The organism is Paraburkholderia sp. BGA-UO-ETr-F21 (genome assembly GCF_059567925.1).
In genome coordinates, this window is sequence record NZ_JCAQOY010000040.1 from 218,944 (window position 1) to 239,046 (window position 20,103).

General features: G+C 64.8%; 18 protein-coding genes. 15 read left to right on the top strand and 3 right to left on the bottom strand.

Annotated features, from left to right (window positions below):
* Positions 1–20: 20 nt before the first annotated feature.
* The 9 genes from AC57B1_RS33385 (at position 21) to AC57B1_RS33425 (ending at position 9,826) form a co-directional block, all read left to right on the top strand.
* Positions 21–767: an AzlC family ABC transporter permease gene (locus tag AC57B1_RS33385; RefSeq protein ID WP_091801038.1), complete on the top strand. Its 747-nt coding sequence runs from the start codon at positions 21–23 to the stop codon at positions 765–767.
* Positions 764–1,087 carry an AzlD domain-containing protein gene (locus AC57B1_RS33390; protein ID WP_091799378.1) on the top strand — a complete coding sequence of 108 codons (324 nt, stop codon included), beginning with the start codon at positions 764–766 and terminating at the stop codon, positions 1,085–1,087. Before AC57B1_RS33385 ends, AC57B1_RS33390 begins: the two co-directional genes overlap by 4 nt.
* A 272-nt stretch (positions 1,088–1,359) precedes the next feature.
* Positions 1,360–2,553 (top strand): phosphoglycerate kinase, encoded by a 1,194-nt coding sequence (locus AC57B1_RS33395; RefSeq protein ID WP_496419861.1) that lies wholly within the window; start codon positions 1,360–1,362, stop codon positions 2,551–2,553.
* A 454-nt stretch (positions 2,554–3,007) separates the two neighbouring features.
* On the top strand, positions 3,008–4,444 hold the full coding sequence (pyk, locus tag AC57B1_RS33400; RefSeq protein WP_091799384.1) for a pyruvate kinase: 1,437 nt from the start codon (positions 3,008–3,010) through the stop codon (positions 4,442–4,444).
* A 221-nt stretch (positions 4,445–4,665) separates the two neighbouring features.
* Entirely contained in the window at positions 4,666–5,730 is a 1,065-nt protein-coding gene (fba, locus tag AC57B1_RS33405; protein WP_091799387.1) for a class II fructose-bisphosphate aldolase, read from the top strand.
* A 132-nt stretch (positions 5,731–5,862) separates the two neighbouring features.
* Positions 5,863–6,753: a phosphoribosylaminoimidazolesuccinocarboxamide synthase gene (locus AC57B1_RS33410; protein ID WP_091799390.1), complete on the top strand. Its 891-nt coding sequence runs from the start codon at positions 5,863–5,865 to the stop codon at positions 6,751–6,753.
* Positions 6,754–6,947: 194 nt separating this feature from the next.
* On the top strand, positions 6,948–7,466 hold the full coding sequence (gene purE / locus AC57B1_RS33415) for a 5-(carboxyamino)imidazole ribonucleotide mutase (protein ID WP_496419862.1): 519 nt from the start codon (positions 6,948–6,950) through the stop codon (positions 7,464–7,466).
* A 112-nt stretch (positions 7,467–7,578) separates the two neighbouring features.
* On the top strand, positions 7,579–8,775 hold the full coding sequence (locus AC57B1_RS33420) for a 5-(carboxyamino)imidazole ribonucleotide synthase (protein WP_091799393.1): 1,197 nt from the start codon (positions 7,579–7,581) through the stop codon (positions 8,773–8,775).
* 10 nt (positions 8,776–8,785) lie between these two features.
* On the top strand, positions 8,786–9,826 hold the full coding sequence (locus tag AC57B1_RS33425) for an L-threonylcarbamoyladenylate synthase (protein ID WP_496419863.1): 1,041 nt from the start codon (positions 8,786–8,788) through the stop codon (positions 9,824–9,826).
* A gap of 97 nt (positions 9,827–9,923) precedes the next feature.
* Here the strand turns inward: AC57B1_RS33425 and AC57B1_RS33430 are convergent, their stop codons facing one another.
* From AC57B1_RS33430 to dacB, 3 genes are all read right to left on the bottom strand, one after another.
* On the bottom strand, positions 9,924–11,171 hold the full coding sequence (locus AC57B1_RS33430; RefSeq protein WP_091799399.1) for an SGNH/GDSL hydrolase family protein: 1,248 nt from the start codon (positions 11,169–11,171) through the stop codon (positions 9,924–9,926).
* Between the two features lie 94 nt (positions 11,172–11,265).
* On the bottom strand, positions 11,266–12,228 hold the full coding sequence (locus AC57B1_RS33435; RefSeq protein ID WP_496419864.1) for a sterol desaturase family protein: 963 nt from the start codon (positions 12,226–12,228) through the stop codon (positions 11,266–11,268).
* Positions 12,229–12,416: 188 nt separating this feature from the next.
* A complete protein-coding gene (gene dacB, locus AC57B1_RS33440) occupies positions 12,417–14,105 on the bottom strand; it encodes a D-alanyl-D-alanine carboxypeptidase/D-alanyl-D-alanine endopeptidase (protein ID WP_496419865.1) in 1,689 nt (562 codons plus the stop codon).
* 219 nt (positions 14,106–14,324) lie between these two features.
* Between dacB and AC57B1_RS33445 the strand changes: the two genes are divergently transcribed.
* From AC57B1_RS33445 to AC57B1_RS33470, 6 genes are all read left to right on the top strand, one after another.
* Positions 14,325–14,987: a response regulator gene (locus AC57B1_RS33445; protein WP_408186547.1), complete on the top strand. Its 663-nt coding sequence runs from the start codon at positions 14,325–14,327 to the stop codon at positions 14,985–14,987.
* A gap of 4 nt (positions 14,988–14,991) precedes the next feature.
* The gene (locus tag AC57B1_RS33450) at positions 14,992–16,293 is read left to right on the top strand and encodes an ATP-binding protein (RefSeq protein ID WP_408351604.1); all 1,302 of its coding nucleotides are present in this window, start codon (positions 14,992–14,994) and stop codon (positions 16,291–16,293) included.
* Positions 16,294–16,461: 168 nt separating this feature from the next.
* Positions 16,462–17,979: a DegQ family serine endoprotease gene (locus AC57B1_RS33455; RefSeq protein ID WP_408186545.1), complete on the top strand. Its 1,518-nt coding sequence runs from the start codon at positions 16,462–16,464 to the stop codon at positions 17,977–17,979.
* Between the two features lie 299 nt (positions 17,980–18,278).
* Positions 18,279–18,776: a peptidase associated/transthyretin-like domain-containing protein gene (locus AC57B1_RS33460; RefSeq protein ID WP_408186544.1), complete on the top strand. Its 498-nt coding sequence runs from the start codon at positions 18,279–18,281 to the stop codon at positions 18,774–18,776.
* A 151-nt stretch (positions 18,777–18,927) separates the two neighbouring features.
* Positions 18,928–19,320 (top strand): DUF427 domain-containing protein, encoded by a 393-nt coding sequence (locus tag AC57B1_RS33465; protein ID WP_408295980.1) that lies wholly within the window; start codon positions 18,928–18,930, stop codon positions 19,318–19,320.
* A gap of 33 nt (positions 19,321–19,353) precedes the next feature.
* Positions 19,354–20,103, top strand: coding sequence for an SRPBCC family protein (locus tag AC57B1_RS33470; RefSeq protein ID WP_496419866.1), 750 nt, complete (start codon positions 19,354–19,356; stop codon positions 20,101–20,103).

A 20,103-nucleotide genomic window follows, 5' to 3' on the forward strand; every position in this document is an offset into this window, starting at 1 on the left:
TGGCGCCCGCGTTTCGCTTGATGCTCGCTCGCCTGTCAGAAACAGATCGCCGTGCCTTCCGCCAGGGCGCGCGCGACTATTCGCCCACGCTGATGGCGATTTTCTCCTGGGGCCTCGTCACCGGCATTGCCATGAGCAAGTCGGTGCTGACGCTGCCGCAGGCGCTCACCATGTCGCTGCTGTGCTATGCCGGTTCGTCGCAACTGGCGGTGCTGCCGCTGCTCGCCGCCAAGCTGCCGGTCTGGACCGTGCTGCTCACCGCCGCGATGGTCAATACGCGTTTCGTGATCTTCAGCGTCGGTCTGGCGCCGCATTTTTCCTATCTGTCGATGTGGCGGCGCATCGTGCTGGGCTATTTCAACGGTGACGTGATCTACCTGCTGTTCCAGAAGAAAAGCTTTCCGACCGGATACGTGCCCGGCAAGGAGGCGTACTACTGGGGCATGGCGCTGTGCAGCTGGCTGTCGTGGCAGGTGTCGTCGATCGCCGGGATTCTGCTGGCGAGCCTGATTCCGGACAACTGGGGCCTCGCGCTCGCGGGCACGCTGGCGTTGCTGCCCATCATGGTGTCGGCGATCGCGACGCGCTCCACGCTGGTCGCGGTCACGATTGCCGGCGTGGTGTCGCTGCTCGCGTTCGACCTGCCGTACCGGCTCGCGCTGCCGCTCGCGGTGATCGCGGCGATCGTCGCGGGCAGCGCCGCCGACCTGATGGTCGAGCGCGCGGACCTGCGCCGCATTCGCAACAGCGCCGGAGGTTCCCAATGACGTCCACGCAGATCTGGCTGGCCATTTTCGGCATGACCTTCGTCACCGCCGTGACACGCGCGATGTTTCTAATCGGCGGCGAGCGCACCGTTTTGCCGGCGCGGGTTCAGCGCATGCTGCGCTATGCGCCGGCGGCGGCATTGGCCGCCGTGGTGTTGCCGGATGTGCTGGCAACGCCCGACGGCCTATCTTTCGCGCTGTCGAACCATGAGTTCTACGCCACGCTGGCGGGTCTCGCGTGGTTTTTGTGGCGGCGCACCATGCTCGGCACGATTGTCGTCGGAATGGTCGTGTTCACCTTATTGCGCCTCTTCATGTAGCTGGCGAGGCAGGAAATGTTGCAGCGCGGCATGCGCGTCGCATCCTTCAAATACGGGACATTCGCCGAGTCGCGGGTCAGAAGGCAGTGTGGATCAGTTAAAATGGTCGTTTCCGGGATAACCGCGCCACTGCAAGGCGCGCGAAGCCGCGGCCCAGCCGCCGGCACCCGATTCAGTGGAGCCGCTACCGTGCCTGAGCGCTGGAGTTCGCCGCGTTCGAGTGCCGCGCGCCGTCCGCCAACGCCTTTCCATCAACTCGCACACACACGCCCATGAACAAGGTATTGCGTCTCTCCGACCTGATCGCCGAAGGCAAGCTATCCGGCAAACGCGTGTTCATCCGCGCCGATCTGAACGTGCCGCAGGACGATCAAGGCAACATCACCGAAGACACCCGTATCCGCGCCTCCGTGCCGGCTATCAAGGCAGCGCTCGACGCAGGCGCCGCCGTGATGGTCACGTCGCACCTGGGCCGCCCGACCGAAGGCGACTTCAAGCCGGAAGATTCGCTCGCGCCGGTCGCCAGGCGTCTGGCCGAACTGCTCGGTCGTGACGTGCCGCTGGTGGCGAACTGGGTCGAAAACGGCGTGAACGTCGCGCCGGGCTCGGTCGTGCTGCTGGAAAACTGCCGCGTCAACAAGGGCGAAAAGAAAGATTCCGACGAGCTCGCGCAAAAAATGGCGAAGCTCTGTGATATCTACGTGAACGACGCATTCGGCACGGCGCACCGCGCCGAAGCCACTACCCATGGCATCGCCAGGTACGCGCCCGTCGCGTGCGCCGGTCCGCTGCTCGCGGCCGAACTCGAAGCGCTCGGCAAGGCGCTCGGCGCGCCGAAGCGTCCGCTGGTGGCGATCGTCGCCGGCTCGAAAGTGTCGACCAAGCTGACGATTCTGAAGTCGCTCGCCGACAAGGTCGATCAGCTGATCGTGGGCGGCGGCATCGCCAACACGTTTATGCTGGCCGCGGGCCTGAAAATCGGCAAGTCGCTCGCCGAAGCCGATCTGGTGAACGAAGCCAAAGCCATCATCGACGCCGCGAAAGCCCGCGGCGCTTCCGTGCCGATCCCGACCGACGTGGTCACGGCCAAGGAGTTTTCGCCGACCGCCAAGGCCGAAGTCAAGGCAGTCGCCGACGTTCAGGACGACGACCTGATCCTCGACATCGGGCCGGAAACGGCCAAGGTGCTCGCCGCGCAACTGGAAAAGGCCGGCACGATCGTGTGGAACGGTCCGGTCGGCGTGTTCGAATTCGACCAGTTCGGCAACGGCACGAAGACGCTGGCGGACGCCATCGCCAAATCGGCGGCGTTTTCGATTGCCGGCGGCGGCGATACGCTCGCTGCGATCGCCAAGTACGGCATCCACGACAAGGTCAGCTATATATCGACAGGCGGCGGCGCTTTCCTCGAGTTCCTCGAAGGGAAGAAGCTGCCGGCGGTCGAAGTTCTGGAATCGCGGGCTTAACGTGGCGACGCGCTCCCCAACGGCAAAGTCTGCAAAAGCGCGCGGCGGCAAGCCGCGCAATCTCGCGGCAGAATCGGCAGGGGAGCGCGCGGCGCGCTCCGCCGCCACGCCGGCAGCGCTCGAGTCCGCGGTTGATGTCGCGGTCGGTTCAGCTAGCCAGCAGCAAGAAGTATCCGGGGCGTCCCTCGCGTTCGCGGAGTTGACCACTGTCAGTGAGGCAGCAGAATTGTCCAGCGCAGATGCTGGAGAGACCGCCTCGCCGTCCGCAGAACTCCCCGATGAAGAACTCGCCCCCCCACCAGCGCGCCCCGTGCTGGTCTCGAATACCGCTTCACCCCATAAAGCGACGCTGGTTTCAACCGGCGCGCAGCCCCCGGCAGCATCCTTCGGTGCGCAGCCTCCGCATCCGACTCGCAGCGCTTTTTCCAGCGATCTCACCCAGACGAGGAGACTCATGCATCGCGCCACCAAGATTGTCGCTACCATCGGACCGGCTTCCAATACGCCGGAAATCCTGCTGCAAATGATTCAGGCAGGGTTGGACGTGGTGCGGCTCAATTTCTCGCACGGCACCGCCGACGACCACCGCCAGCGCGCCGAATTCGTGCGCGAGGCGGCCCGCCAGGCCGGCCGCGAAGTCGCCATCATGGCGGACCTGCAAGGCCCGAAGATCCGGGTCGGCAAATTTGAAAACGGCAAGATCATGCTGGTCGCCGGCGAGCCGTTCGTGCTCGACGCGGACTGCGAACTCGGCAACGAGCAACGCGCCGGTCTCGACTACAAGGACCTGCCGCGCGACCTGAAACCGGGCGACGTGCTGTTGCTCAACGACGGCCTGATCGTGCTGGACGTCTCGCGCGTGATCGGCAACGAGATCCACACGGTCGTCAAGATCGGCGGTGAGCTGTCGAACAACAAAGGCATCAACCGCCAGGGCGGCGGCCTGTCCGCGCCCGCGCTGACCGCCAAGGACATGGAAGACATTCGCACCGCCATGTCGCTCAGCGTCGATTATGTCGCGGTATCGTTCCCGAAGAACGCCACCGACATGGAAATGGCCCGCCAGCTGGCGAACATCGCCGGCGCGCCGTTCGGCATCAAGCCGAAGATGATCGCCAAAATCGAGCGTGCGGAAGCCATTCCGGCGCTGCAAGGGATTCTCGACGCATCAGACGGCATCATGGTGGCGCGCGGCGATCTGGCTGTGGAAGTGGGGAATGCCGCAGTTCCGGCGCTGCAAAAGCGCATGATTCGTATGGCACGCGAATCGAACAAGTTCGTGATCACCGCCACACAGATGATGGAGTCGATGATCCACGCGCCGGTGCCGACCCGCGCCGAAGTGTCGGACGTCGCGAATGCCGTGCTGGACGGCACGGACGCGGTGATGCTGTCGGCGGAATCGGCGGCGGGCAAGTATCCGGTGCAGACCATCGAGACCATGGCGGCGATCTGTATCGAAGCCGAGAAGTCGGAGCAGTCGGAGCTGGACAAGGATTTCCTCGACCGCACGTTCACGCGGATCGACCAGTCGATCGCCATGGGCGCGCTCTTCACGGCGTTCCATCTGGGCGCGAAGGCGATCGTAGCGTTGACGGAATCCGGTTCGACCGCGCTGTGGATGTCGCGTCACTCGACCCACGTGCCGATCTTCGCGCTCACGCCGCGGGTCGGCAGCGAACGGGCCATGGCGCTGTATCGCAACGTGACGTCGCTGCATCTGGACACCAACACCGACCGCGACACGGCGTTGCAGCAGGCGTTGGAAACCGTGGTGAGCAAGGGTTACGCGTCGCGCGGCGATATGGTGGTGCTGACTGTCGGCGAGCCGATGGGGCAGGCCGGCGGTACGAATACGCTGAAGATCGTACGGGTGGGCGAGCCGTATTGATCGGATCGACCCACATGGCTCGATCGGCACGCAGTTGATTGGGCGAAGCAGGCTGCCATGCCCCGCGAGAGGCGGCGCACCGGCTCCAATCGCGCGTCGCAGCGGGTAGGACCGCTCCGCGCTTTAGGGAAGGTGTGAACGGGTATGCGGCTTGCTTCGCGATAAAATCGCCCAAAAGATGCCGACGGCACAAGAATTCGTTTCAATCTAAGGAGTTAAGCATGCCTCTCGTATCAATGCGTCAACTGCTGGACCATGCCGCTGAAAATGGCTACGGCCTTCCGGCATTCAACGTGAACAACCTGGAGCAGGTGCAGGCGATCATGGCGGCGGCCGACAAGGTCAACGCACCGGTCATCATGCAGGCATCGGCGGGCGCGCGTAAGTACGCGGGCGAGGCGTTCCTGCGCCACCTGATCGAAGCCGCGGTCGAATCGTATCCGCATATTCCGGTCGTGATGCACCAGGATCACGGCCAGTCGCCGGCGGTCTGCATGGCCGCAATCCGCAGCGGCTTCACCAGCGTGATGATGGACGGTTCGCTCGAAGCCGACGGCAAGACGGTCGCATCGTACGAGTACAACGTCGAGGTGTCGCGCAAGGTCGTGGAAGCGGCGCATTCGATCGGTATCACGGTGGAAGCGGAACTGGGCGTGCTCGGTTCGCTGGAAACCATGAAGGGCGACAAGGAAGACGGCCACGGCGCGGAAGGCACGATGACGCGCGAGCAACTGTTGACCGATCCGGAGCAGGCTGCCGACTTCGTCAAGCTGACCCAGTGCGACGCGCTGGCTATCGCGATCGGTACGTCGCACGGCGCGTACAAGTTCAGCAAGAAGCCCACGGGCGACATTCTGTCGATCCAGCGCATCAAGGAAATCCACCAGCGCATTCCGAACACGCACCTGGTCATGCATGGTTCGTCGTCGGTGCCGCAGGAATTGCTGGCTGAAATCCGCGAATTCGGCGGCGACATGAAGGAAACCTACGGCGTGCCGGTCGAGGAAATCCAGGAAGGCATCAAGAACGGCGTGCGCAAGGTCAATATCGACACCGACCTGCGTCTGGCGATCACCGGCGCGATCCGCCGCTACATGGCGACCAACCCGGGCAAGTTCGATCCGCGCGACTACCTGAAGCCTGCGCGCGAAGCGGCGATGAAGATCTGTATCGAGCGCTACACGCAATTCGGCTGTGAAGGCCAGGCCGGCAAGATCAAGCCGGTCACGCTTGATAAAATCGCGGAGAAGTACAAATCGGGCGAGCTCGCGCAAGTCGTCCGCTAAGCTATCAACATGCGCTGCACCTGGCCGTTTGGCCAGGTTGTCGTTAGATCGCCGTTCCCGCATCATCCGGGGAACGGCGTTTCCCTTTTGTTCCGGTCACACTTTTTGCCTCACTTTTAGCGAACCACGACGATGTCTACCCTCTACGAATCCACGCTCCGCTCGCTGCCGTTGCTCGGCCGCGGTAAAGTCCGCGACAACTATGCGGTGGGCAACGACCAGTTGCTGATCGTCACGACCGACCGTCTGTCGGCGTTCGACGTCATCATGGGCGAGCCGATTCCGAATAAGGGCCGCGTGCTCAACGAAATGGCGAACTTCTGGTTCGAAAAACTCAAGCACGTGGTGCCGAACCACCTCACGGGCGTCGCGCCCGAATCCGTGGTGGCGGCAGACGAAGTCGAGCAGGTCAAGGGCCGCGCGGTGGTGGTGAAGCGCCTCGAGCCGATCCTCGTCGAAGCCGTGGTGCGCGGCTATCTGGCCGGCAGCGGCTGGAAAGACTACCAGGCAACCGGTTCGGTGTGCGGCGTCGAACTGCCGCCGGGTCTGCAGAACGCGCAGAAGCTGCCCGAGCCGATTTTCACGCCGGCGGCCAAGGCCGAAATGGGCCACCACGACGAAAACATCACATACGACGAGATGGAGCGCCGCATCGGCACCGAACTGTCGGCCACGATCCGCGACATCTCGATCAAGCTGTACAAGGAAGCCGCTGATTACGCGGCCACGCGCGGCATCATCATCGCGGATACGAAGTTCGAGTTCGGTCTGGACAACCACGGCAAGCTGTACCTGATGGACGAGGCGCTGACCGCGGATTCGTCGCGTTTCTGGCCGGCGGACCAGTACCAGGTCGGCACCAACCCGCCGTCGTTCGACAAGCAGTTCGTGCGTGACTGGCTCGAAACCCAGCCGTGGAAGAAAGAGCCGCCGGCGCCCAAGCTGCCAGACGAGGTGGTCACCAAGACGGGCGAGAAGTATCAGGAAGCGCTCGAGCGCCTGACCGGACATAAGCTCGCCTGATTACGCGCACCGCCTGGATTTGCGCAGCCTGAGAAAAGGCCGGCCCAGGGGTGCCGCTGCGCGGGAAGTCCCTCGCCAAAGAAAGTCCCTCGCCCCGAAGGAAAACGCCTTGAGGGATTGAGGGATCGCCCTCCCGGAACCCGGCGCGAAGCGACGGTTCCGGGGGCGCTCTCAAGAAACAAGGAAGCCGTAAGATGAGTGAAGCTCAAACCGCCCACACGCATGGCGCGCCGGTTGTCGGCGTGCTGATGGGCTCCAGTTCCGACTGGGAAGTCATGAAAAACGCCGTGGCCATTCTGCAGGAATTCGGCGTGCCCTACGAAGCCAAGGTCGTGTCCGCGCACCGCATGCCCGACGAAATGTTCGCCTATGCTGAAAGCGCGCGCGAGCGCGGCATTCGCGCGATCATCGCGGGTGCGGGCGGCGCGGCGCACCTGCCGGGCATGCTGGCCGCCAAGACCACGGTGCCGGTGCTCGGCGTGCCGGTGGCGAGCAAGTACCTGAAGGGCGTCGATTCGCTGCATTCGATCGTGCAGATGCCCAAGGGCGTGCCGGTTGCCACGTTTGCGATTGGTGAAGCCGGCGCGGCGAACGCGGCGCTGTTCGCCGTGTCGCTCCTGAGCGGCACGAGCAACGAGTATGCGGAAAAGCTGGCTGCATTCCGCGCGCGCCAGAATGAAGCGGCCCACGCCATGGTGCTGCCAGCGCTGTAAGCGCACAGATGGATTGCTTGAAGACGTTCCCTGTCCGACCCCCGGCCGGGTGCCTGCCATCGCATTGCAAGCAAGCATTGCACACAGCACCCGGCCGCGACCGACCACTAAGATGAACCCAGACAACACACCCGTTTCACCGATTCTGCCCGGCGCATGGCTTGGCATGGTCGGTGGCGGCCAGCTCGGCCGCATGTTCTGTTTTGCCGCTCAGGCCATGGGCTATCGCGTCGCCGTGCTCGATCCGGACGAAAACAGTCCGGCGGGCGCCGTCGCCGATCGCCATCTGCGCGCGGCATACACCGACGAAGCGTCGCTGACCGAACTCGCGCGGCTGTGCGCCGCAGTGTCCACGGAGTTCGAGAACGTGCCGGCCGCGAGCCTCGATTTCCTCGCCCGGACCACCTTCGTGAGTCCGGCTGGCCGCTGCGTCGCCGTGGCCCAGGACCGCATTGCCGAGAAGCGCTTCATCGCCTCGTCGGGCGTGACGGTCGCGCCACACGTGGTGATCGAATCGTCGGACGCGCTGGCCGCGCTCGACGACGCCAGGCTCGAAGCCGTGCTGCCGGGTATTCTCAAGACCGCGCGCCTCGGCTACGACGGCAAAGGCCAGATTCGCGTGCGCAACGCCGAGGAAGTGCGCGAGGCGCATGCTTCGCTCGCCGGCGTGCCCTGCGTGCTGGAAAAGCGCTTGCCGTTGAAGTTCGAAGTGTCCGCGCTGATCGCGCGGGCGGCGAGTGGCGCCTCGGTGGTCTATCCGCTTGCGCAGAACACGCACCGCGACGGCGTGCTGTCGCACACCATCGTCCCGGCGCCGGACGCGAGCCCGACACTGGTCCAGCAAGCGCAACAGGCCGCGCTGCAAATCGCCGACAAGCTCGGCTACGTGGGCGTGCTGTGCGTCGAGTTTTTCATCCTCGAAGACGGTTCGCTAGTCGCCAATGAAATGGCGCCGCGTCCGCACAACTCCGGCCATTACACCGTCGACGCCTGCGCGACCAGCCAGTTCGAGCAGCAGGTGCGCGCCATGACCGGCATGCCGCTTGGCGACACGCGCCAGCACTCGCCGGCCGTAATGCTGAACATTCTCGGCGACGTGTGGTTTCCGGACGGCCCGAAGCGCCCGGCTGTCACGCCGCCGTGGCAGGAAGTCGCCGCGATGCCGGCCGCGCGTTTGCATCTGTACGGCAAGGAGGAGGCGCGTTGTGGCCGGAAGATGGGTCACGTGAACTTCACGGCGGCTACGCTCGAAGAAGCTCGCACGGCTGCGCGCGATTGCGCGCGTCTCCTGCATATCATCACGGGCTGACACGAGCGCCATGCCGGATCAACAGAAACCCGTCGAAGGCGCATTGCCTGTGAGCGCCACGCAGATCGAACACGCGGCGGCTCTGCTCGACGCGGGAGAGCTGGTCGCTTTTCCGACGGAGACGGTGTACGGGCTCGGCGGCGACGCGGAGAATCCCGACGCGGTTGCGCGGATTTACGCGGCGAAGGGTAGGCCGGCGAATCATCCGGTCATCGTGCATCTCGCGCCGCACGGCGATCCGAACTACTGGGTCGAGCACTTGCCCGCGGAGGCACAGCGGCTCATCGACGCGTTCTGGCCCGGGCCGCTCACGTTGATCCTGAAGCGCGCCGCGCGCATTCCGGCGGCGGTCAGCGGCGGCCAGGATTCGGTGGGGCTGCGCTGTCCGTCGCATCCGGTCGCGCAAGCCTTGCTCGAGGCGTTCAGCGCATTGCGCGGCGGACATGGCGGTGTCGCGGCGCCGTCGGCGAACCGTTTTGGACATGTGAGCCCAACCACGGCGCAACATGTGCGGGACGAGTTCGGCAACACGATTCATGTGCTGGACGGCGGCGCGTCGGACGTCGGTATCGAATCGACCATTCTGGATTTGTCGCGCGGCTTTCCGGCGTTGTTGAGGCCGGGGCGCGTGACGCCGCAAGATATCGCCGAAGTGCTCGGCGAGGCGCCGCGCTTGCCAGACGGCTCGGACGCGACTGCGCCGCGCGCTTCCGGCACGTTGAAGGCGCATTACGCGCCGAGCACGCCGTTGGCGCTATTGCCGTTCAACGCGCTGGAGACTTTGCTTGCCGCGCGGCAAGCGGATGAGCGCGTGGCATTGGTTGCGCGCGCTTCCCGTGCGGGACATTGGGCCGATGCCGAGGGCGTGCATTTCATCGCCGCGCCGGAAGATCCGCATGTCTATGCGCGTGAACTATATGGCTTGCTGAGGGCTCTCGACCGCGCGAACGTCTCGCGTATTCTTATCGAGAAGCTGCCGGATACGATCGAGTGGATCGCGGTGAATGACCGGTTGGGTCGGGCGGCCGCTGCGTTCGAAGCGCAGGGATAGCGTCGACAGCGCCCGGTTGAACTCAGCCGGGCCTGGCTTCCCCGCAAAGGCGACGGCGGATCGCCGGATCCGCCGCGTTACCTGCCGCGTTACCTGATTACTTGCCCAACCCCGTTGCCGCGATCTGCTGCTGCACGTACTGCGCGAACAACGCGTGCAGGTGCGTGCTCGGGTGAACCGTGTCCGCGAACATGTAAGTCTGGTCAGCGCCAGCCACCGTGTAAGTTTGCGGCGAGCAGAACAGCGACGAGCCAAACTGTGCGCCGTACTGAGCCGGGGTCAGTCCGTTCGTTGCGCTCGGATTCGCCGTGGCGTAAGCGGTTGCGTTGCTCTGCATCGACGCCAGGTTACACGCCGTGCCGGTGTTGGACACCGTGAAGCCCAGCGCCTGGTAGTTCGGCAACTGCTGATCCAGCCACGTGAAGGCGTCGGCCACGATGACCTTGCCCGTACCCACCAGGCCGCGGGCCGTCAGGTTCTGCACCAGCAGGTAGTTATACGCCGCGGTAATCCCGGACAGCAGCGCAGCCGTGCCAGGCGTGGACGCGTTGGCCGACACGCCGAGCGGCGTATTGCCGATGTCCGGCACCGTCGACACCACCACGTGGGTCGCGCCCGAGTTGACGATGGTCTGCACTTGCGCCGCGAGCTGGGTGGCCGCCTGCGCGATCTGCGGGTTGGGCAACTGCTGCAGGTAGCCGACGATAAACGCGACCTGGCCCGCCTGCGAGTTCGGCAGTTTGCCGGCCTGCACGAGTTGTGGGTATTGCGTCTGGAGCGCGGCGCCGAGCGCTGTCAGATTGGTGGTGGTCCCCGCGAACTGGAAGATGTCGTTCGCGCCGCCGTTGATCAGCACGAGCTGGTTCGCATTGAAGCTCGTATGCGCACCCAGGTAGTTAGCTACCTGCGTCACGACCGGCACGGTAGTCGCGGCCATGTTATTGGGCGCCCAACCTTGACCTTGCGCGTTCACGACGTCCGAGCCGCCCTGCGCGTAACCGTAGCCGCCCGCTGCAACCAGCGGCTGGCCGAAGCCGCCGAGGTACGCCGGCTTCAACGTGTCGCCGTAGTACTCCGCGACCTTCTGGGTCCACACTTCACCCGGGTTCGTCGTGAAGCGGCCGCCGCCGAAGCTCCCCTGAATCACCGGCGCGTACGTGCCGACGTCCGAGAGACTGTCGCCGAACGACACGACCTGCAACTTGACGCCGCCCGCAGGCGTGCTGCTCGCATTGTTGTTGTCGCTACCCCCGCCGCAAGCCGCGAGCAGGGCAAAAGCCGTGCTGGCAATGGCGATCTGCGTCACGCGCAGCCAATGTTGTTTCCGCGATGCTGTTTGCTTCATGTTGACTACATCTCCTCGTATGTTTGGCCCTTATGCCATGTGTTGCAGGCAGCGCCCGCCGCTTAGGCGGCGTGACGACAGCTTACAGAATCTTCTACGGCCTGCGCGGTGTTTGAAACGCGGCCGTATGGTCTTGATTCACGCGAATCGCTTCGCTCGAATTTCCGCTTGAATCCGTGTGCGACTCCGATGAACCGGCAGTGCGCCGCGCGTGATAATCCGTCGCCCACGAGGGCGGCGCAAAGAGTGCGCGCAGCTTGTTGCGCCAGCCGCGCACGCTCGCGAAGTCGGCGCCCATCGACGCCCATTCGTGAAACGTCGCCTTCAGCGGGTTATACGTGTGAAGTGGCTCGACGATGCCGTAGACCGGCGCATCGCGCTCGTCTTCCTCGACATAGCTGCCGAACAGGCGATCCCAGATCACCAGCACGCCGGCATAGTTGCGGTCGATATAGCGGTCGTTGCGCGCGTGGTGCACGCGATGGATCGACGGCGTGTTGAACACGTATTCGAGCCAGCCGAGTTTGCCGATGGCCTGCGTATGCACGAAAAACTGAAAGCCCAAATTGATCAGCACGATCGCGACGATCTGCTTCGGCGGAAAGCCGAGCACGGCAAGCGGTGTCCAGAACAGCCACATGCCCGCGATCGGATACATCAGGCTCTGGCGGAACGCGGTCGAAAAATTCATGCGCTCCGACGAGTGATGCACGACATGCGCGGCCCATAGCCAGCGCACGCGATGGCTGCAGCGATGGAACACGTAGTAGAGCAGATCCTGAGCGACGAACAGCACAACGAACGAGACCCAGCTCGCCTGCCACGTGTAGATGCGGTAGTGATCGTAGAAGAACGCGTAGACGGGAATGACGGCGAGCCACGCGAGCTTGTCGGCGCCCTGGTGCATCAGCGCGAGCGCCGTGTTGCAGAGCGTGTCGCGCCAGCTATAGAGTTGCGCGCCCGGACGCGTGCGCAACAGGTGCCACGCCTCCCAGCCGATGCATGCGAGAAAGACTGGCGCCATGGCGAGCAGCAGCAATTCGGCATCGAATTGCATGGTGTCTTCCTCCGTGGTCCCTGGCCGCCGCGCCGTGCGCGAGCGGTGTTGTCGTTATTGTTCGAGTGGGACCGTCAGCGGTGTGCGGCCCCGGCGCCACGTCCAGCGTTTTACGCGCGCCTCAAACACTGCCCGACAGCGTACACGCTAGAGGACGTTGCCGCGCGCGGCTTCGCTAGAAGGAACACTCAGTGAGCGCCGCGCTGGTGCGGGTTTTTCCTGGGCTTGCTGCTGCGCGGTTCGACGACGGGATCGGAAACTTTGGTGAAACCTTGAGACGGGCCTTGGTACACCCATTCGAGCAGCGCATCATGCGCAGCGCGAGCGGCTTCTGAATGCGGATCGTTGATCAGGCTGACGACCACGTAACTATTGCCGTCAGCCGAGGCCACATAGCCCGCGATTGCCCGAACGTCGCGCAACGTGCCGGTCTTGATATGCGCGTTGCCGCCCGCGCCCTGGTTGGTCAGCCGGTTGCGCATGGTGCCGTCTACGCCCGCGATCGGCAGCGACTCCACGAACACCTGCGCGACCGGACTCGCGTTGGCCCGTTGCAGCAGATCGGCGAGCGCGAGTGCGGTGATGTGCTCGTCGCGCGAGAGGCCCGAGCCGTTGTCGAGCGTCAGATACTCCATGTTGATGCTGTCGCGGCGCAGAAACGCCTCGATTGCACGCGCCGACTTGGCGGGCGTGGCGGGACCCTTTTCCTCGGCCGCGCCGATCGTCAGGAACAGATTGCGCGCCATCGTGTTGTTGCTGAATTTGTTGATGTCGCGAACGATGTCGGACAGCATCGGCCCCTGGTGTGTCGCCACGAGTTTGGCGCCCACGGGTACGGCGCCTTCGCGCGTCGCGCCGCTGAACGTGCCGCCGGTCTGTTGCCACAGGGCGAGAAAACCGCCCGCGAAAAATGCCGAGTGATCGAGCACCGCGACGTTGATCGTGCGCGGGCCGCAGCGCACCGAATAGTCGCCGTCGAACGAGGCGACGACGGTGCCGTTCGGCTGCGGCGTGACGGTGGGCGACACGGAGGCCGCGTCGCCGCGGCATGGACCGTTGACAGCGTGCATCTGGTTGTCGATCTGTAACTGCGCGAGCGCGGGCAGCACGTCGATCGCGACGCTGCCGTCGGGCGACGGCGTCAGTGTGAAGGACAGCGATTTGAACGCGTAGAGCAGCGGATCGGGGCCGACGTTGTACGGCGCGGTGGCGTCGTCGTCGAACGGCGGCAGGTCGCGCGTGGACGGATCGAAGTAGCGCTTGTCGAGCACCAGCGCGCCGTCTATGCCGTTGATGCCCGCCTTGTGAATCTTCTGGACGAGATCGATCAGTTCTTCCGGCACGAGCTTCGGGTCGCCCGTGCCTTGAATGTAGAGGTTGCCGTGCAGCACGCCGTTGGCGTCGACCGTGCCGTCCGTATAGGCGCTCGTGCGCCAGCGGTAGTCGGGGCCGAGCATGGACAGGCCCGAGTACGTGGTGACGAGCTTCATGGTCGAGGCGGGCATCATCGGCTTGCCTGCGTTCAGCGCGACGATCGGCGTGCGGTCGCCGACTTTCTCCACCACCACGCTGATCGACGACAGCGGCACGTGTGCGCGCTGCAAGCCGGCCATCACTTGCGGCGGCAATACCGTGGTGACGTTGACGCTCGGATGCGCGGCCTTGACGCGAGCCTGCGCGGCGAGCGGCAGCGAGGCGCTGCAGCCGAGCGCGACGCAGGCGAGCAGCCAGGCGCTCACGCGCGGCGCGAAGCGGCGAGGCAGCCGAGATGCGCAAACAGTGGGAACAGTGGAAGCACTAGAAGCAGACGGGAAACCCGGACGCTGCGCGGCAAGGCGCACGCGGCGTGCGAGAGAAGACAGAAAAGCGTGCGTCATGGACGGGCGAAAAAGCAAAATGTCAGGGCGTGGGGCACGCGGTAATCCGGGTCGCGGCAGGGCGTCGCGTGATACACGGACGAATCGCCGGACGCGCGACGCAAAGCGCCCATTGTAGTGACATGCCGCGAGGCTGCGGTGGAAAATGCGCCACGCGCCGCACATGCCTGAGGCGGGCGCTAGAATGCGGCATCATCGAACGATTCGGAACGGATAACCATGCGCATCTTGCTAGTCGAAGACGACCGGATGATCGCCGAAGGCGTGCGCAAGGCGCTGCGCGGCGAAGGCTTCGCGGTCGACTGGGTGGAAGACGGGGAAGCAGCGCTCAGCGCAGCGGCCAGCCAGCCTTACGATCTGGTACTGCTCGACCTCGGGCTGCCCAAGCGCGACGGTCTCGACGTGCTGCGCACGCTGCGCGCGCGCGGCCATGCGTTGCCGGTGCTGATCGTCACCGCGCGCGACGCCGTGGCGGATCGCGTCAAGGGCCTCGACGCCGGCGCCGACGACTACCTCGTCAAGCCTTTCGATCTCGACGAACTCGGCGCCCGCATGCGCGCGCTGATTCGCCGTCAATCCGGGCGCAGCGATTCGACCATCCGCCTGGGCAATCTGACGCTCGATCCCGCCTCGCATCAGGTCACGCTCGACGGCTCGCCGGTGGCGTTGTCGGCGCGTGAATTCGCGCTGCTCGAGGCGCTGCTCGCGCGTCCCGGCGCCGTGCTCTCGAAGAGCCAGCTCGAAGAAAAAATGTACGGCTGGGGTGAGGAGATCGGCAGCAATACCGTCGAGGTCTACATTCACGCGCTGCGCAAGAAACTCGGTGCGGACTTGATCCGCAACGTACGCGGTCTGGGCTACATGATCGCTAAGGACGCCTGAGCCGATGCGTTCGATCCGCCGTCAATTGCTGGTCTGGCTGCTGGCGCTGGTGCTGCTCGGTGTCGGCATCGCGGGTTGGCTGATTTACCGGCAAGCGCTTGCCGAAGCCAACGAACTCTTCGATTACCAGTTGGAGCAGATCGCCGCGGCGCTGCCGTCGGAACCGTTCTCGCAGGTGCTGGGTTCGCGCGACACCGGCGACGAAGGCATCGTGCTGCAAATCTGGAATCGCAACGGCGTGCTGATGTACTACTCGCGTCCGCGTGCGCCGCTCGCGCCGCGCGCCGAGCTCGGATTTTCGACCGAGCACACGGATCGCGGCGAGTGGCGCGTGTATGGCGCGATCGTCGGCGATAACGTGGTGCAGCTGGCGCAGCCGGTGTCCGTGCGTAACCGGCTTGCCGCGAATGTCGCGCTGCGCACGCTGTGGCCGTTGATCGTGCTGCTGCCGTTGCTGGGGCTCGCGGTGTGGGTGATCGTCGGACGCGGACTCAGGCCGCTGCGCCGCGTGACGAGCGCACTCGACGCGCGTCATCCCGAGGCACTCGATCCTTTGCCAGACCAGCGTCTGCCGCTCGAAGTGCAGCCGCTCGTGCGCGCGCTGAACGGGCTGCTCGAACGGCTCGCCACCGCGCTCGATATTCAGAAGGCATTCGTCGCCGACGCGGCGCATGAATTGCGCACGCCGCTGGCCGCCGTGCAGATTCAGGCGCAACTCGTGGCGCGCGCGAAAGACGAAGCCGGCCGCAGCGAAGCGCTCGCCGATCTGCAAGCGGGCGTGACGCGCGCCACGCGTCTTGCCGAACAACTGCTGGCGCTCGCGCGTTCCGAGCCGGACGGCCTCGCCGCCACCGACGCGATCGATCTGCGCGCGCTGCTCGAAGAATGTGTGCTGGCTTACGCGCCGCTCGCGCAGAATCGCGGCGTCGATCTCGGCATCGAGGCGACGGAATCCGCCACCGTGATCGGCGACGCCGACGCGCTGCGCGTGATGTTCAACAATCTCGTGGATAACGCAACCAAATACACGCCGCGCGGCGGACATGTGGATGTCGTTCTGCGTGTGGAAGAGGGACACCCGGTCGTGCGGATCGCCGACAGCGGCCCGGGGATCGATCCGGCGGAACGCGATCGCGTGTTCGACCGTTTCTATCGCGCGGGCGCCAGTGCGAACCGCACGCGGACCGACGTGGCGGGTAGCGGTCTGGGTCTCGCGATCGTGCGCCGCATCGCCGTGCAGCATCATGCGGCCGTCTCGCTCGACGAATCGCCGGCGGGCGGCTTGCAGGTCAGCGTGCGTTTTTGAAGGACGGGCTTTCAGTTCGTAAGAGGCTTTGATCGAGGCTTGTGCAACGCTGCAATAGCGCCTCGAAAACAGGATGGAAGCGATCTGTCGCTGCTTAAGACTCTTTTAAGTGACGCCACGTACGCTTCGAGACATCCAAAGTCTCTTTCTCCCAGTCAGGAGTACACGATGAACGCGAAAACCTTGTCCCGCAGCGCTGTTGCAGTGGCTGTCGCCGTGGCGCTCTCCGCCGGCTATGTGGCGGGGCATCGCGACGTGCCCGCGCCGCAGGTGATCACGCCGGCGCAAGCCGCGATGATGCCCGCCGAAGCCGCCGCCAAAACCGGCATTCCCGACTTCTCGGGCCTCGTCGAAACCTACGGTCCGGCGGTCGTCAACATCAGCGCGAAACATGTCGTCAAGCAGACGGCGCTGCGCGGCAATTCCGGTAATGGCAACGGCGGCGGCAACCAGTTGCCGATCGATCCGAGCGACCCGTTCTACCAGTTCTACAAGCACTTCTTCGGCGGCATGCCCGGCATGCAGGGCGGCGACGGCGGCGACGCGCCCGATCAGCCGAGCGCGAGCCTGGGCTCGGGGTTCATCGTCAGCAATGACGGCTACATCCTGACCAATGCGCACGTGGTGGACGGCGCGAACGTCGTCACGGTGAAGCTGACCGACAAGCGCGAATTCCGCGCAAAGGTGGTCGGCGCCGACAAGCAGTCCGACGTCGCCGTGCTGAAGATCGACGCGAGCAATCTGCCGACCGTGAAGATCGGCGACCCGCGTCAAAGCAAGGTCGGCCAGTGGGTCGTCGCGATCGGTTCGCCTTACGGTTTCGACAACACGGTGACCTCGGGCATCATCAGCGCCAAGTCGCGCTCGCTGCCTAACGAAAACTACACGCCGTTCATTCAGACCGACGTGCCGGTGAACCCCGGCAACTCGGGCGGCCCGTTGTTCAATCTGCAAGGCGAAGTCATCGGCATCAATTCGATGATCTATTCGCAGACGGGCGGCTTCCAGGGCCTTTCGTTCGCTATCCCGATCAATGAAGCGATCAAGGTCAAGGACGACATCGTCAAGACCGGTCACGTGAGTCGCGGCCGCCTCGGCGTGGCGGTGCAGGGCATGAACCAGACGCTGGCCGATTCGTTCGGCATGCAGAAGCCGCAAGGTGCGCTGGTTAGCTCGGTCGATCCGGGCGGCCCGGCCGCCAAGGGCGGTCTGCAGCCGGGCGACGTGATCCTGTCGGTGAACGGCGAGCCCGTTGGCGACTCGTCCGATCTGCCGTCGCAGGTTGCGGGTCTCGCGCCGGGCAGTTCGGCGACCGTGCAGGTATGGCGCGACAAGGCCACCAAGGACCTGAAGGTGACCATCGGCTCGTTGTCGGATGCGAAGGTGGCGTCAGACAAGGCCGATCAGCCGACCCAGTTGCAAGGCCGCCTCGGCGTGGCAGTGCGGCCGCTGACGCCGGAAGAAAAGAGCGGTGCGTCGGTGTCGCACGGTCTGCTCGTGCAGCAGTCAGGCGGCGCGGCGGAAAGCGCCGGCATCCAGCCGGGCGACGTGATTCTGGCGGTCAATGGCCGGCCCATTTCGAGCGTCGATCAGTTGAAGCAGATGATCGCCGGTGCCGGCAACAGCATCGCGTTGCTGATCCAGCGCGATAACGCGCAGATCTTCGTTCCGGTCGATCTCGGCTGATCGGGTGAGCGCGGCGGCTGTACCGGTCGGCGGCCGGGCGGCCGTTTGACCGACGGCTTGCCGCTTCGACCTCAATTGAAGTAATGCTTGCCGGTCCCGTTGCATTTACTGCCAGCGGACCGGCAATTTTCATTTGGTGCCAACTATAAAGTAGGGCGTTGCGCGCCACCTGGCGTGGCGCGCAGCGGTTTTCCAGATGACGCGCCGGCGGCTTGGCACGCAGGTTGCGTCTACCTTGGTCCGGGCCCATCGCGGGGTGCCGGAGAAGCAGGGATAAGACCTCAACAAGGAGCGAACCGATGAAAACCCAACGCAATCAGCGAAGGCTCGTAGCCGCTGCGGTGTGCGCAGCGCTCACGCTCGGTCTGGCGGGTGGCGCGTATGCACAGCAGGCAAGCGACACGACCGGCGGCACGACCACGGATCAAACCAGCGCGGGTAACGCCAACGGTGGCGGCTTGCCGCAAATCCAGCAGCAAGGCGATGTCTCGTTCGTGTCGGGCGGCGTCGGCCTCGACGAATCTAAGGCGTTACAGCAGGCGCAAAGCCAGTGGCCCCTGTCGCTGCGCTTCACCGGCCCCGGTTCCGACTTTCTCGCCGACGTCCACGTGCGCGTGGTCGATGCGCACAACGGCGAAGTGCTGACGACTACGTCACGCGGGCCGTATATGCTCGTCAAACTGCGCCCGGGCCGCTACACGGTGCATGCGCAATACAAGGATCGCGACCAGTCCAAGGCGGTGACGATCCCGGCCAAGGGTACCGCCAAGGCCGCGTTCTACTGGAACACGCAATAAGCGTGAGGCCGTTTTGCGCGGAGTTGCGACTAGCTTCGTACCCCGCGCAGGAACGTCGCGCAATCGGCCGGACTTTGGCCGATAATGAAGCCACGGGCACGCCCCGTGGCTTTACTGTTTGCACGACCGCACACCATCACGGAGCCGAGACATGAGCGATGCCTTGACACCTCACGGAAGCCCGGGCACGAGTGCGGGCGGACACACCATCGTGATCACCGGCAACCATCACCGGGTGCGGGTGATACACGGCGGTGTGACCATGGCCGATACGCAGGCGGGACTGACACTGGCGGAAACCGGTTTGCCGGACGTATTCTATTTTCCGCGTTCGGACGTGAACATGGCGCGGCTCGAACGATCGGCGCATACGTCGCACTGCCCGTTCAAGGGTGAGGCGTCGTACTTCCATCTGCGCACGGAAGACGGCCTGATCGAAAACGCCGTGTGGAGCTACGAAACGCCGCTCGAGTCGGCGGCCACGATCAAAGGGTATCTCGCGTTTTACGCATCGCGCGTCGACCGCATCGATCAGACGTCCTGATCCCGCTGTCGCGCGTTCATCGGGGAGGCTGCCATGGAACTGAACGACGCGTTACGGATTCCGCTTGCGCCGTCTGAGGTTTGGGAGGCGTTGCAAGACCTCGCGCTATTACGCGCCAGCCTCGACAACTGCGAGTCGTTCACGCGCCTTGCGCATGGCGAATACGAGCTGATCATGACGGTGCCGCTCGGCCCGCTGCGCGCGCGTTATGAAGCACGCGCCCACGTGGCCGGGCAGGATTCCGGCCCGGCAGACGCACAGCGCCGCACCATCAACTTCAAGGCGCGCGCCGAAGGCATCGGCGCGTTGCGCGGTCAGATCGAAGTGCGCTTGCGCGCGGACGAAGGCGTGCATGGCGCCGACAAGGCGCGCGGCACGCGGATCGACTACACGATCTGGGCAACCTCGTCCGGCCCGCTCGCCGAATTGCCGACACGTCAACTCGAAAACGCCCTGCATCAACTGGCCGACGACTTCTTCTCCGAGTTCGACGCTGTCGTGCGCGCCAAGCATGGGCAAGGGCCCAACCGTGCACGGGGCTCGGCGGTGCGCCGTCAGCATGTGTTTCTGCGGCCGATCACACTTGGCGGCATGGCGCGGCGTGTGCGGCCGGACCACGGCAATGCGTTGCCCGGCCGCGCGGCAAGCGCGTCGCATGGACACTCTCACGGGGTCTCGCATCACGAGCCCAGTCCGCACGCAGTGCCGAACTGGGCCTGGGCGGCGATGATCTTTCTGGTGGCGCTGCTGTTGTATGTGGCGCGCTGGATCAGCGAACATTGA

What these genes read in the sequence shown, in the direction of transcription:
- AC57B1_RS33385 (WP_091801038.1), top strand. Translation starts at nt 21, where the DNA reads ATGCTCGCTCGCCTGTCAGAAACAGATCGCCGTGCCTTCCGCCAGGGC.
- AC57B1_RS33390 (WP_091799378.1), top strand. Translation starts at nt 764, where the DNA reads ATGACGTCCACGCAGATCTGGCTGGCCATTTTCGGCATGACCTTCGTC.
- AC57B1_RS33395 (WP_496419861.1), top strand. Translation starts at nt 1,360, where the DNA reads ATGAACAAGGTATTGCGTCTCTCCGACCTGATCGCCGAAGGCAAGCTA.
- pyk (WP_091799384.1), top strand. Translation starts at nt 3,008, where the DNA reads ATGCATCGCGCCACCAAGATTGTCGCTACCATCGGACCGGCTTCCAAT.
- fba (WP_091799387.1), top strand. Translation starts at nt 4,666, where the DNA reads ATGCCTCTCGTATCAATGCGTCAACTGCTGGACCATGCCGCTGAAAAT.
- AC57B1_RS33410 (WP_091799390.1), top strand. Translation starts at nt 5,863, where the DNA reads ATGTCTACCCTCTACGAATCCACGCTCCGCTCGCTGCCGTTGCTCGGC.
- purE (WP_496419862.1), top strand. Translation starts at nt 6,948, where the DNA reads ATGAGTGAAGCTCAAACCGCCCACACGCATGGCGCGCCGGTTGTCGGC.
- AC57B1_RS33420 (WP_091799393.1), top strand. Translation starts at nt 7,579, where the DNA reads ATGAACCCAGACAACACACCCGTTTCACCGATTCTGCCCGGCGCATGG.
- AC57B1_RS33425 (WP_496419863.1), top strand. Translation starts at nt 8,786, where the DNA reads ATGCCGGATCAACAGAAACCCGTCGAAGGCGCATTGCCTGTGAGCGCC.
- AC57B1_RS33430 (WP_091799399.1), bottom strand. Translation starts at nt 11,171, where the DNA reads ATGAAGCAAACAGCATCGCGGAAACAACATTGGCTGCGCGTGACGCAG.
- AC57B1_RS33435 (WP_496419864.1), bottom strand. Translation starts at nt 12,228, where the DNA reads ATGCAATTCGATGCCGAATTGCTGCTGCTCGCCATGGCGCCAGTCTTT.
- dacB (WP_496419865.1), bottom strand. Translation starts at nt 14,105, where the DNA reads ATGACGCACGCTTTTCTGTCTTCTCTCGCACGCCGCGTGCGCCTTGCC.
- AC57B1_RS33445 (WP_408186547.1), top strand. Translation starts at nt 14,325, where the DNA reads ATGCGCATCTTGCTAGTCGAAGACGACCGGATGATCGCCGAAGGCGTG.
- AC57B1_RS33450 (WP_408351604.1), top strand. Translation starts at nt 14,992, where the DNA reads ATGCGTTCGATCCGCCGTCAATTGCTGGTCTGGCTGCTGGCGCTGGTG.
- AC57B1_RS33455 (WP_408186545.1), top strand. Translation starts at nt 16,462, where the DNA reads ATGAACGCGAAAACCTTGTCCCGCAGCGCTGTTGCAGTGGCTGTCGCC.
- AC57B1_RS33460 (WP_408186544.1), top strand. Translation starts at nt 18,279, where the DNA reads ATGAAAACCCAACGCAATCAGCGAAGGCTCGTAGCCGCTGCGGTGTGC.
- AC57B1_RS33465 (WP_408295980.1), top strand. Translation starts at nt 18,928, where the DNA reads ATGAGCGATGCCTTGACACCTCACGGAAGCCCGGGCACGAGTGCGGGC.
- AC57B1_RS33470 (WP_496419866.1), top strand. Translation starts at nt 19,354, where the DNA reads ATGGAACTGAACGACGCGTTACGGATTCCGCTTGCGCCGTCTGAGGTT.